The sequence below is a fragment of the uncultured Porphyromonas sp. genome (assembly GCF_938039215.1).
Lineage (GTDB): Bacteria > Bacteroidota > Bacteroidia > Bacteroidales > Porphyromonadaceae > Porphyromonas.
In genome coordinates this window covers 1-12,621 of record NZ_CALHVI010000031.1, presented here as the reverse complement: position 1 = coordinate 12,621, position 12,621 = coordinate 1, and the positions used below count along the sequence as shown (strand labels likewise).

General features: G+C 53.9%; 12 protein-coding genes and 1 pseudogene. 10 read left to right on the top strand and 3 right to left on the bottom strand.

Features of this window, described 5'->3' with window-relative positions:
- Nucleotides 1-44 precede the first annotated feature (44 nt).
- From Q0336_RS04070 to Q0336_RS04025, 10 genes and pseudogenes are all read left to right on the top strand, one after another.
- Entirely contained in the window at nt 45-1,292 is a 1,248-nt protein-coding gene (locus Q0336_RS04070) for a DUF1015 domain-containing protein (protein WP_298525978.1), read from the top strand.
- 90 nt (nt 1,293-1,382) lie between these two features.
- Nucleotides 1,383-2,831, top strand: a complete 1,449-nt coding sequence (locus tag Q0336_RS04065; RefSeq protein WP_298525976.1) for an Mfa1 fimbrilin C-terminal domain-containing protein — start codon at nt 1,383-1,385, stop codon at nt 2,829-2,831.
- A gap of 832 nt (nt 2,832-3,663) precedes the next feature.
- Nucleotides 3,664-5,625 (top strand): threonine--tRNA ligase, encoded by a 1,962-nt coding sequence (gene thrS / locus Q0336_RS04060; RefSeq protein WP_298525974.1) that lies wholly within the window; start codon nt 3,664-3,666, stop codon nt 5,623-5,625.
- A gap of 36 nt (nt 5,626-5,661) precedes the next feature.
- Nucleotides 5,662-6,261 (top strand): translation initiation factor IF-3, encoded by a 600-nt coding sequence (gene infC, locus Q0336_RS04055; protein WP_298525972.1) that lies wholly within the window; start codon nt 5,662-5,664, stop codon nt 6,259-6,261.
- Nucleotides 6,262-6,346: 85 nt separating this feature from the next.
- Nucleotides 6,347-6,544, top strand: coding sequence for a 50S ribosomal protein L35 (gene rpmI / locus Q0336_RS04050; protein WP_009432744.1), 198 nt, complete (start codon nt 6,347-6,349; stop codon nt 6,542-6,544).
- A gap of 113 nt (nt 6,545-6,657) precedes the next feature.
- Nucleotides 6,658-7,002, top strand: coding sequence for a 50S ribosomal protein L20 (gene rplT / locus Q0336_RS04045; RefSeq protein WP_009432755.1), 345 nt, complete (start codon nt 6,658-6,660; stop codon nt 7,000-7,002).
- A gap of 383 nt (nt 7,003-7,385) precedes the next feature.
- Nucleotides 7,386-7,814: a hypothetical protein gene (locus tag Q0336_RS04040; RefSeq protein ID WP_298525969.1), complete on the top strand. Its 429-nt coding sequence runs from the start codon at nt 7,386-7,388 to the stop codon at nt 7,812-7,814.
- A 107-nt stretch (nt 7,815-7,921) separates the two neighbouring features.
- Nucleotides 7,922-8,050, top strand: coding sequence for a hypothetical protein (locus Q0336_RS04035; RefSeq protein ID WP_298525968.1), 129 nt, complete (start codon nt 7,922-7,924; stop codon nt 8,048-8,050).
- A 305-nt stretch (nt 8,051-8,355) separates the two neighbouring features.
- Nucleotides 8,356-8,982: a hypothetical protein gene (locus Q0336_RS04030; protein WP_298525967.1), complete on the top strand. Its 627-nt coding sequence runs from the start codon at nt 8,356-8,358 to the stop codon at nt 8,980-8,982.
- Between the two features lie 148 nt (nt 8,983-9,130).
- Nucleotides 9,131-10,405: pseudogene (locus Q0336_RS04025) on the top strand (malic enzyme-like NAD(P)-binding protein); the annotation flags it as partial.
- Between the two features lie 133 nt (nt 10,406-10,538).
- On the opposite strand, the gene efp reads toward Q0336_RS04025, so the two are convergent.
- The 3 genes from efp to Q0336_RS04010 all read right to left on the bottom strand — a co-directional run bounded on the left by efp (nt 10,539) and on the right by Q0336_RS04010 (nt 12,410).
- Nucleotides 10,539-11,108: an elongation factor P gene (gene efp / locus Q0336_RS04020; RefSeq protein ID WP_298525965.1), complete on the bottom strand. Its 570-nt coding sequence runs from the start codon at nt 11,106-11,108 to the stop codon at nt 10,539-10,541.
- Nucleotides 11,109-11,181: 73 nt separating this feature from the next.
- Nucleotides 11,182-11,721, bottom strand: a complete 540-nt coding sequence (locus Q0336_RS04015) for an HDIG domain-containing metalloprotein (RefSeq protein WP_298525963.1) — start codon at nt 11,719-11,721, stop codon at nt 11,182-11,184.
- The gene (locus Q0336_RS04010) at nt 11,721-12,410 is read right to left on the bottom strand and encodes a CvpA family protein (protein WP_298525961.1); all 690 of its coding nucleotides are present in this window, start codon (nt 12,408-12,410) and stop codon (nt 11,721-11,723) included. Before Q0336_RS04010 ends, Q0336_RS04015 begins: the two co-directional genes overlap by 1 nt.
- Nucleotides 12,411-12,621: the final 211 nt, after the last annotated feature.

The window sequence follows — 12,621 nt, the reverse complement described above, 5'->3', positions numbered from 1 at the left end:
TCCGCTCCGTAGTATCAACCCATTCCCATCAGATACGAACCTCTATGGCTATCATCAAACCTTTCCGTGGCATACGTCCTCCTCAGGAGCTCGTAGAGCGTGTAGCCTCTCGCCCCTATGACGTACTCAACAGTGAAGAAGCTCGTGCCGAAGCTGAAGGCAATGAGATGTCGCTCTATCATATCATCCGCCCAGAGATTGACTTCCCTGTAGGCACCGATGAGCATGAAGAGAAGGTCTACCAGAAGGCAGCTGAGAACTTCCGTCTCTTCCGAGACAAGGGCTGGCTCGTCCAGGACGCTAAGGAGAACTACTATGTCTATGCTCAGACGATGAACGGTAAGACGCAGTACGGTCTAGTCGTCTGCGCTGCTGTCGAAGACTATATGTCTGGGGTCATCAAGAAGCACGAGCTGACTCGCCGTGACAAGGAAGAAGACCGCATGAAGCATGTCCGTGTGAACAATGCGAACATCGAACCTGTCTTCTTCGCTTATCCATCCAAGGACGAGATCAATAAGATCGTTGCTAAGTACACGGAGAAGGCTCCCGTCTATAGCTTTGTAGCTCCTCTTGATGGCTTCGGTCATGAGTTCTGGATCATCGATGAGGCTGCTGATATCCAGCGCATCACCGAGCTCTTCGCAGAGATGCCAGCACTCTACATCGCAGACGGTCACCACCGCTCAGCTGCTGCTGCCCTCGTTGGTGATGAGAAGCGTAAGCAGAACCCCAACCACACGGGTAATGAAGAGTACAACTACTTCATGGCTGTGTGCTTCCCCGACGATCAGCTGACGATCATTGACTACAACCGTGTGGTCAAGGATCTCAATGGTCTCACGAAGGAAGAGCTTCTGAAGAAGCTTGAGAAGAACTTCGTCGTCGAGGACAAGGGTACGGAGATCTACAAGCCTCAGGCGCTGCACAACTTCTCCCTCTACCTCGGGGATCATTGGTATTCGCTCACGGCTAAGCCCGGCACCTACGACGACCACGATCCGATCGGGGTGCTTGACGTGACGATCTCTTCTAACCTCATCCTCGATGAGATCCTCGGCATTAAGGACCTCCGCTCGGATAAGCGCATCGACTTCGTCGGTGGTATCCGTGGTCTCGGAGAGCTGAAGAAGAGAGTCGATAGCGGAGAGATGAAGTTTGCTCTTGCACTCTACCCTGTCTCTATGAAGCAGCTGATCGATATCGCTGACTCGGGCAACATCATGCCACCAAAGACCACGTGGTTCGAGCCTAAGCTCCGCTCCGGTCTGATCATCCACGAGCTCGTCTAAGAGCACTCCCCTTATGAAACCTCCGAATAGTGCCCTTGGGCCTATTCGGAGGTTTTCGTTTTCCCTTACTTTCGTTTTACCATACACCACATGATGCTTATCATGAGACGCACCTATTCTCTTTTTTCGCTCCTCTTCGTTCTGATTGGTCTGCTGTGCTCGGGCTGTTCTAGCCGAGATGCGGGCTATCCACTTCCTCAGCCTCAGCCGAAGGGCTCTGTGCTTCACCTAGCCGTAGCGACACCTCGGAGCATTGTCTTGCGGGGGCTGGAGTCGGAGGATCCGATGCTTCGTATCTCTTCGCTCCGCTTTGTCTTCTACTCGGCTGACAAATCGGTAGTGAGCCAAGTGCGTGAGCTCGCTGTCTCCTCATCGACCGACCTCTCGGACCTTGCTTTGGCTTTGCCCGAAGGGGATTATAAGCTCGTTGTCATTGCCAATCCCACGGCTAAGCTCATCGCAAAGACAGCTGTGGGGAGTCCACTCGCCCAGCTTACGGGCTACGATCGCTTCTATCTGGATGGGTTAGCCACTCAGGGGAGTCAGCTGACGGTAAGCCTACTGAATGAGCAGGGGCCTATCTCGGTCGCTGCTTCAGACTTTGCTAGTTCGACACCTAAGATCCGTGTTCAGCTAGAGGCTTCGCTAGCCCGTGTGCTGGTGTATGGCGAGCCTCGTCTAGCTGGAGGAGCGAAGCGTGGTGAAGCACCAGCGGGCTATGTCGTCTCTCCACAGGCGCTCTATACGGCACCCTTGCGTCCGCTGGGTCTGCTTCGCACGGGAAGAAATGAAGTGGCGGGGGATGGTTCGCTTGCCCAAGACCGCTACCCTTCGAGCCGTATGTACGAGGCTTGGAAGGATGCCGCCCCTAAGATGCTCACGGAGCTTCTTACGTACTATTCGCAGGATCGGCTGACGACCCGTGAGGGTGGGGAAGAGGTCTACCACGCAGGATTGCTCCCCAATGAGCAAGCACTGAATGGAGCTGTCTCCAATATTCATGTCTATGCTCGTGAGACGACGATCCCTCCCACTGCCTACTTGGTCGGGGCGCTCCCTTCGCTCGTCATCCGGTTCCCTTATATCCCGAGTGGGCTGACGCTCCAGGCTGGAGAAGGCTGGGTGAGCTTCCGTGGTGCGTACTATACGGAGAGCCAGCTCAAGGGATGGCTTGCCTCGGGGCAGTTCGCTGAGCCTGCTTTAGGTGAAGCGGTGCAGCAGGCGGGGATCACTGCAGACTCGTTCAAAGCTCCCTTTGAGAAGGGTGATCTGCGCTTCTACTACCGAGGTTACAACTACTATGTCGTGCCCATTCGCCACTTCGAGGATGCCAAGGCTCCCGAGAAGACTTCCATTGGACGCTATGGGCTGGTGCGTGGTGCTGAATATCGTATTCATCTGACACAGATTCTTCGACCAGGGACACCCCTACCTCCCGATCTCAAGGCGAATCTCGCTCCCATAGCCGAAGAGAAGGATCTGCATGCTATCGTCAGCGTGCGCCCCATCGTCGTCCATTCTTCGGAAGTTCATATTTAGCGGGCTGCGACAGATGTGTCGCTCCCCTCATGTAATCACCCTTCTGGAGCGGGCTAGCTGAGGCTCGGCAAGGTGATCTATCGTGGGTCGTAAAAGAACCCTACGGTAAGTCGCCTTACCGACCCACGGTAGGTCGTCGATGCGACCCACAGTAGGTTTTATTTGCGACCTACCGTAGGTCGTATTTTGGGGGGGCTCGAAGGCCCGTCTCTGCGCCGTCTGAATGGATGTCTAATTGCTTCGGTACTTACCCTTCTGAGTTTGCAATGCGTCGAGGGGTTTCTTCCTTGTTTCTTCGTCTGCTGATCTTGTGCTCTTAGCTAGAGTAGCCCTTGCTTGAATTGCCCTGTATCGGTCTGTGTTGCCTTCTTGGAGAGGAGTAGATGTTCTCCGTGTGTATGTATGGTGTTAGAATAAGGATGGATCCACGGATGATCCCGTGACTCCATTGGAAAGTGTGTCACCCAGAGACCGGCGGAGCTTGAAGTGATCGCGCTTATAGTTTGCTGGCACCTCAGAAATAATCTTTATCTTTGCCCCTGCGAGGTATCCCGATGAGGGAACGTCGCTCCGATTAGCCTCGAGCTCCGCAAAGAGCACGGGGCTAATCCTTTTAGTACTCCTACTCCACCTATGTATATCCAAGCTCCTCGACAGGCTTTCGCTCAAGGCGAGACGCAGGAGATGTAGCCTCCGACCATACTGCCTCAAGAGAGTATTCGGATTTTGAAGCAGGAGCTCACGGCTTAGGTGTTTCTTACATAGCGTTCCTACAGATTTATAGTATCTTTGCAGGAACGAACAAGTAACAAATTTCATCATAATGAGCTCAATGATAAAAGTCACATTCCCTGACGGTAGTCAGCGTGAGTATCCCGTAGGGACGACCTCTTGGGATATAGCTGGTGATATCAGCCCCCGCCTACAGCAGGATGTCCTAGCTGCTGGGGTCAATGGTCAGATCTGGGACCTCATGCGTCCCCTCAAGGAAGACACCGAGCTGAAGCTCTACAAGTGGGATGACCCCGAGGGGAAGTATGCCTACTGGCACTCAAGTGCGCACCTCATGGCCGAAGCCCTTCAGGCGCTTTATCCTGGGGTAAAGTTCGGTATCGGTCCTGCGATCGAGAATGGCTTCTACTATGATATTGATCTGGGCGAAGGCGTACAGCTACGTGATGCCGACTTGGGCGCTATCGAGGCCAAGATGGCTGAGTTCGCAGCCCGCAAGGAACCCATCATCCGCAAGGACATCACGAAGGCCGATGTGACGGAGTTCTTCAAGCAGAAGAACGACGAGTACAAGCTCGAGCTCATTGCCGACCTCCCCGACGGGACGATCACGACCTACACGCAGGGCGAATTCACCGACCTCTGCCGTGGCCCACACGTGCCCAATACGGGCTATATCAAGGCGATCAAGCTGCTGAGCGTGGCTGGTGCCTACTGGCGTGGGGATGAGAAGCGCAAGCAGCTCACCCGCCTCTATGGGATCACCTTCCCCAAGAAGAAGATGCTCGATGAGTATCTGACGCTCCTCGAAGAAGCGAAGAAGCGTGACCACCGTAAGATCGGTAAGGAACTTGGTCTCTTCGCCTTCTCTCAGAATGTAGGCTCGGGGCTTCCCCTCTGGCTTCCTCGTGGTACGCAGCTCCGTCTGCGTCTGGAGGACTTCCTCAAGCAGATCCAGAAGGAGTTCGGCTACCAGCAGGTCATCTCTCCACATATTGGCTCGAAGCAGCTCTATGTCACTTCGGGTCACTGGGCTAAGTACGGGGCAGACTCCTTCCGCCCCATCACGACTCCTCAGGAGGGCGAAGAGTTCATGCTCAAGCCAATGAACTGCCCCCACCACTGTGAGATCTTCAAGGCGATCGGCCCTCACTCCTATCGTGACCTGCCTCAGCGTCTGGCTGAGTTCGGTACGGTCTATCGCTACGAGCAGAGTGGTGAGCTTCACGGGCTGACACGTGTCCGTGGCTTCACGCAGGACGATGCCCACCTCTTCTGTCGCCCCGACCAGATCAAGGAGGAATTCTGCAAGGTGATGGACATCATCTTCATCATCTTCAAGGCGCTCAACTTCGAGAGCTTCGAAGCTCAGATCTCTCTGCGTGATCAGGTCAATCGTGATAAGTATATCGGTAGCGAAGAGAACTGGGAGCGTGCCGAGCAGGCTATCATCGAGGCTTGTGCCGAGAAGGGTCTACCCGCTAAGATCGAATATGGTGAAGCAGCCTTCTACGGCCCCAAGCTGGACTTCATGGTCAAGGATGCCCTCGGCCGTCGCTGGCAGCTGGGTACCATTCAGGTAGACTACAACCTCCCCGAGCGCTTCGACCTCGAGTACACTGGTGCGGACAACAAGAAGCATCGCCCCGTCATGATCCACCGAGCTCCCTTCGGATCCATGGAGCGCTTCGTCGCCGTCCTCATCGAGCATACCGCTGGGCACTTCCCTCTCTGGCTTACGCCTGACCAGGTCGTCGTACTCCCCATCAGCGAGAAGTTCAACGACTATGCACACCGAGTAGCAGCTCAACTCAACGCTCAGGATATCCGCACTCAGGTGGATGATCGCAATGAGAAGATCGGTCGTAAGATCCGTGACAATGAGCTCAAGCGCATCCCTTACATGCTGATCGTCGGCGAAAAGGAAGCCCAAGAGGGCGAAGTATCTGTGCGTGTGCAAGGTGAAGGTGATAAGGGTTCAGTAAAAATCGCTACCTTTGCCGAGCAAATCACCGCAGAAGTCGAGCGTCAGCTCAATGCATGGCATGCTGAACAGCAGTAGTGGACTTCAGTGATAGGATACAATCAATAATACTGAATGGCAGTAGACAACAAACAAAAGTTCCAGTACCGCACGAACGAGGCTATCCGCGTCAAGGAAGTCCGTCTCGTCGGGGACAATGTAGAGCAGGGGGTATATACGATACAGCAGGCTCTTCGTATCGCAAATGACCAAGAGCTTGACCTCGTAGAGATCTCTCCCAATGTCAACCCTCCAGTATGTCGCGTCGTAGACTATCAGAAGTTCATCTTCCAGCTGAAGAAGAAGCAGAAGGAACAGAAGGCTAAGAGCGTCAAGGTCGTCGTCAAGGAGATCCGTTTCGGCCCTCAGACCGATGATCACGACTACAACTTCAAGCTCAAGCACGCTAAGGGCTTCCTCAGCGAAGGCTCGAAGGTCAAGGCTTATGTCTTCTTCCGTGGTCGATCCATCCTCTTCAAGGATCAGGGTGAAGTGCTTCTCCTGCGCTTCGCAAATGATCTGGAGGACTATGGTCGCGTCGAGAGTATGCCCGTCCTCGAAGGGAAGCGCATGACTATCATGCTCGCCCCTAAGAAGGTCGCTACTCCAGCTCCTTCGTCCAAGAAGGAAAAGCCCCAGCGTGAAGAGCAGAGCGAAGAAGCGTCTGCCGAATAAACTAAGCAACCCCATCCCAGCACCTCGCGCATAGGCTGCGTCAGTGGAGTTGGGTCAGTAAATAACTCATATAAACAAAAAGAAAATGCCTAAGCTGAAGACAAACTCCAGCGCTAAGAAGCGTTTCGCGCTCACTGGCTCTGGGAAGATCAAGCGCAAACATGCCTTCAAGAGTCACATCCTCACGAAGAAGACGAAGAAGCAAAAGCGTAACCTCACCTACTTCACCACTGTGGACAAGGTAGACGTACGCGAAGTCAAGGAACTCCTCCGTCTCCGCTAAACGGCAAGTTTGCACAACGATTATTCAGTAACAGAGAGGTAAGCTAATCCAAGTACCATCACCAAGGGCTCGTCCCAAGGTCTGGTCGCTACCAATCACAAAGAAGAAACATCATGCCAAGATCAGTCAATCATGTAGCTTCTCGCGCTAAGCGCAAGCGCATCCTTAAGCTCACTCGTGGGTACTACGGTGCTCGCAAGAACGTCTGGACAGTCGCCAAGAACACTTGGGAGAAGGGGCTCACCTACGCCTTCCGTGACCGTAAGAACAAGAAGCGTAACTTCCGTGCGCTTTGGATCCAGCGTATCAACGCTGCTGCACGTCTCGAAGGGCTCTCCTACTCTCGCCTGATGGGCGCTCTCCACGCTCAGGGTATCGAGATCAACCGCAAGGTCCTCGCTGACCTCGCTGTCAACCACCCCGAAGCCTTCAAGGCCATCGTAGCTAAGGTAAAGTAGTCGCTCCCTAGCGAACTACTCAATCGCATAGCAGAAGCCCTACCCGATGAGGTCAATTACCTCTCGGGTAGGGCTTCGCTTATTTATCTCGCTCCTGTGCTCCCTTGCAGCCCCGATTCCTCACTCTCTCACTTCCTTATCCCCTTCCTTCCCGCCCCCTTGCTCGCTTCTTAGTTTCTCATCGTCCTAGTAGCGCACCCAAGGAGGGTGCTTGCCTCTCCATTGGGGTGGAGCAGAAGCAGCTAGTTGGATCTAATTGTTGTGTTGTATTTGATTGAATAATAGTGATGTACATTTAGTATATCTTGTTTCCTTTGATATAATTACTCTTCTCCCTATATTTGCCCTAGAGCTTCACTAACTAAAATAAGAGGGAGTGTACAATGAAAAAGAATCTATTCACATCGGGACTGCTTCTGCTCTTGCTGTCCTTCTGTATCGGGCTCGTCTCCTGCGATGAGAAAGCCCCCGACCTGTCGAAGAAAGAGCGTGATCCACGCCTCATAGGGGCTTGGACTTATATTGGGAATCGCCCTGAGCAAATTCTCGAAGGAGATAAAACCATCGAGTTCAAGGCTGATGGTTCGTGTGTAGGCTTCGGCTACCCAGGTGGTAAGCGGTTGTTCTACACGAAAGGGAATGATCATCTCTATCTCTTTGTCTATGGCCTTGGACTAAAGCTCTCGAATAGAACTTACGAGGAGTATTACCTGATTGAGCGAGATACGCTTTACATTTGGGGTATAGAAGAGGATATGCTCGCACGGCACTACGATCGAGCACTTGCTTACACGCGCACTCCTAAGCCCTAGATTAGCTCGGTCGACTATTTGGCTTGTTGGAGGAGCTCGTGATGAGCCTACATCGGAGCAATCCTCATTGAGCCCAGCTAACCTTGTTTCCCTAGTAGATCTTGAGCATGATCCTGCAGACGGTGAATGAAATCCGCAGAGATAGCCCCATCCTCAAGAAGCTGGAGGACGAAGGCAAGATCAAGATTTGCGGAGCTGTCTATGACTTGGCTTCGGGTAAGGTTTACTTCCTCTAAGCTGCTTGTCTTAAGGGGCGATCCGAAGTAGGGTCAGCCCCAGGTGCGGAGTGAATCCGCCCAATTAGAAATAGTACCATGGGACTGTGTCACGAGCTAGGCTGTGACGCAGTCCCATGGTTGCTTTTAGGGGTGTTGGGTTGCTCTAGGTGGGGGAGAGGAGAGGTGCTGAGTTGGGTGTTTGATGTCGTAGGCTAGCTTGATCCAGCATCTGATCACTGAGGAAATTTCGGGAGATGCATATTTGTCTTTTGATATTTCCTTATTTTGCAGGAAGTAAGGAGCATAGCTAGCTCTCATCTAGTATGTACGAAAGAAGATATTCAGGAAGACGCACAGCTCGTCAGATCGAGAAGGATGTGATGGATGCCGTCAGGCAGATCATCAAGGAGAAGGGCGTTTCTTCGGTTACCATCAAGGAAGTCTCTAGGGTCTCTAAGACCGATGTCATCGTCCTAGAGCGCAGGTACAAGAGTGATGAAGGGCTTATCCGAGCCTATACCTCTCAGTTTGACTTCTTCCTCAATGATCATATCGGTCTAGATGTAGCGAAGTATGCTACATCAGAGGAGTTCTTCAGGGCACTGATCACCCAGTTCATCGATGCCATATACAAGAGTAAGGACATGCAGTCCATCATGGTATGGGAGATGTACGAAGACAGCCCATTAACCCGCAAGAGCGCTCGACGAAGGGAGGATACGCTCACCGAGTTCTTGCCGGGGTTCGCTAAGCTGATCGATAAGGATCGGATCATGCCAGAGGCTTTGTTTGCAGTGCTCACGGGAGGGTTGTATTATATCCTTCTACGAGGAAGGCGCTCCACCTTCTGTGGTATTGATTTCAGTACGAAGGCTGGGCGGCAGATCTTGGCTGATGCTCTTTTAGAGATCACGAAGAAGTTCCTGCTTGATCATCCAGCCTCCGAGTAGAAGGGTGGGGCTACCTCTAGCCCTAGCTCCTACACCCTATTCATTGAATTTAGATAAATCTCCTTGTGGCTACATCTGGTAGGCAACATTTTCTAGCTTAGCTTGTTGTAGTCTCACAAGTATCATTATTTCTTATCCACTTAAATATATGCCCACCAAGATCACCCAAGAAGCTGCCTTGCGCTACCACGAAGAGGGTCGCCCTGGCAAGATCGCCATCATACCTACTAAGCCTTATGCTACGGCCTATGACCTCTCGCTGGCCTATTCGCCTGGTGTCGCTGAGCCTTGTCTAGCGATCGCTGAGCGTCCCGAAGATGCCTATCGCTATACGAGTAAGGGGAACCTTGTGGGGGTGATCTCCAATGGGACCGCCGTCCTAGGCCTTGGGAATATCGGTGCAGAGGCAAGTAAACCTGTCATGGAGGGTAAGGCTCTGCTCTTCAAGATCTATTCGGGGATTGATGCCTTCGACATCGAGGTCGATGCTACGGATCCCGAGGCATTCATCGCTGCGGTCAAGGCTATTGCTCCTACCTTCGGGGCAATTAACCTAGAGGATATCAAGGCTCCCGAATGTTTCGAGATCGAGCGCCGACTCAAGGAGGAGCTTCCCATCCCAGTGATGCACGATGACCAGCACGGTACGGCCATTATCTCGGGTGCTGGGCTATTGAATGCTCTGGAGCTAGCGGGTAAGCCTATTGGCGATGTGCGGATTGTGATCTCGGGTGCAGGAGCTGCGGCTATCGCTTGTGCTCGCCTCTACTGTGCACTGGGTGCTAAGCACGAGCATATCGTGATGACAGACTCGAAGGGAGTTATCCGAGCTTCTCGCTCCGACCTCAACGAGATGAAGCGGGAGTTCGCTACCAAGGAAGAAGAGCTGACGACACTAGCGGAAGCGCTTGTCGGCGCGGATGTCTTCGTCGGTCTGTCAAAGGGAGGCATGGTCACAGGGGAGATGGTGAAGACCATGGCTGAGCATCCCATCATCTTTGCCCTAGCTAATCCTACCCCAGAGATCTCCTACGAGGAGGCAAAGGCTGCTAACCCTGAGGTCTTGATGAGTACGGGGCGTACTGACTACCCCAACCAGATCAACAACGTCCTAGCCTTCCCCTATATCTTCCGTGGTGCACTTGATACGCATGCTACGGCGATCAATGGGGAGATGGAGTTGGCCGCCACACGAGCTATCGCTGTTCTGGCGAAGGAGCCCGTCCCCGAGTATGTGTGTCAGGCTTATGGAGCGAAGGAGCTGACCTTTGGTCCTGAATACTTCATCCCCAAGCCCGTCGACCGTCGCCTCATCGTCGAGGTCTCTACGGCTGTAGCACGGGCAGCGATGGAGAGTGGGGTAGCACGTCATACGATCACGGACTGGGCTGCCTACGCTGAGCATCTCACCTCACTCTTGGGCTAAGAGCTTAGACTCCTTGGCTGGGGCATAGATCGCCCTCGGCTAAGGTAGGCTTAGATACTAAAGACCCCGCCCCGACTTCTCGCTGGAGAAGTCGGGGCGGGGTCTTTGGTTCGGATGACGAAGGGGGCGCTTAGGCTTCCTTCACACGACCGATATAGGAACCGTTGCGGGTGTCGATGGTGATCAGCTCACCTTCGCTGATGAAGAGGGGGACACGTACCTCTGCACCCGTTTCGACGGTAGCAGGCTTGAGGGTGTTGGTGGCGGTGTCGCCCTTGAGGCCTGGCTCGGTGTAGGTGACACGAAGGTCTACGTGAGCAGGGAGCTCGCAGGTCAGGACGGTCTCAGAGGCTGCATGGACCATAGCTTCGACGGTGTCACCTTCCTTGAGGAACTGGACTCCATCGATGACGGCCTCGGGGATAGAGATCTGCTCGAAGGTCTCAGGGTGCATGAAGTTCAGCCCCATCTCATCCTTGTAGAGGTACTGGTAGGGACGACGCTCGATGCGAACTTCTTCGACCTTCACGCCGCTGTTCCAAGTCTTGTCGATGACACGACCCGTAGCCACGTTCTTCAGCTTAGAGCGAACGAAAGCTGGACCCTTACCGGGCTTGACGTGGAGGAATTCGACGATGAAGTAGTACTGCCCATCGATGTCGAGGCACATACCATTACGGAAGTCTGCTGTAGTAGCCATAGATATTTATTTAGAAATGTTTGCTCAGTTTATGCAGTGCAAAAATAGGAAAAACTAAGGAATAGCCTTGAGACTAAAGCCCATACTTCTCGTGGAGCTGGTCGAAGCGACGGAGGGCAGCATCGCCATGCTTAGCGAAGCCACTACGCACCTTGTCGAGGCTCTTCTTCTGGCCGAGCTTGGTCTTGGAGAAGAACTTGTCGGCATAGCAGATCAGCTCCTCCTCGGCACTGACGGGGGTGTAGATCCCAGGGGGAAGGGGGATGCCTCGCTCTAGGATCTCTTCGGCAGTAAGGCCACTGCCCGTATGTCGCTCGGCTACATACGCATGCCGAGGCAGGCCAAGGCTACGAAGGAGTTCTGCTCCGAGGTAGCCGTGGAGGATGTAGGGAGCTTCGCCCGTGCAGAAGATGTCGGGGGCATTCGTCTGGAAGATCCCGATGTCGTGGAGCATGGCTGCCTCAGCGACGAAGGTGCGGTCGAGCTGCATCTCGGGGTGAGCGTCGAGGAGCTCTAGGGCAAGTCCAGTGACATCCTCGGCATGCAGGCGCAGGATGCGCTCGATGTCGCTCCCTGGTGTATAGTATCGGTGAATGAGGGCTAATGGATCCATTACTTACGGGTAGGCTTGGAGGTGCGTGAAGCGGGTGTCTTAGGCTTGGCGGTGCGAGACGCTGGAGCCTTCTGCTTAGTCGTGCGGGACGCTGGAGTGGTCGTCTTGGGGGTAGAAGGCTGGGGAGCTGGGGTAGCGGGCATCGCAGGCTCGGGAGTGACGGGTACAGAGTCTGGTGCTTCCTCGCCACCGAAGAGAGCGGTCTTCACTCGTCGAATATCATCGACCGAACTGATGAGGCGAGGGTAGAGGTAGGAGCTCTGACGGGAGGAGGGGGGCGTACCGCTGGCTGCATCGTAGGGAGCTGTGGGGAAGATCCCTTCGATGAGGAGGCAGCCGTAGCCTAGGAGGTAGACTCCGACGAGAAGTCCGAGGACCAGACCAATGATCCTGTCGAGGACGAAGAGGAATGTCCCCTTGGTAAGTGAGCTGAACCAGCTCCCTACCATGCGGATGCCCATGTAGATAAGTGCGAAGGAGACGAGGGGGATGATGAAGCCCCAGCCTCCGATGCTCTGGCCATCGCCCCCACCGAAGAGGCTTTCGATCCATGGGGCTAAGCGCCACGCCTCACGGAAGGCGATGATGAGGGCGGCTATCTGGATGACTCGTCGCACGGCACCACCGAAGAGCCCGCCGAGGGCGAAGAGGAGGACCCCGCCTCCGAGGAATAGATCAAGTTGGTTCATCACTTGCTTATGCTGTCTGTACTACTTTCTATTGCTTTGAGTTCCCAAAGTTAGTGTATCCTCGCTAGACTTAGCCCTGTACTACGAGTAGGTCCTACCTATAAAAGGACGAATGTACACCCCTCTCGGGAGTGGCTGGCGAAAGGCCTCCAAACCGACCTACGGTAGGTCGCCGAAAAAACCTACTGTGGGTCGGTCGACCGACCTACCG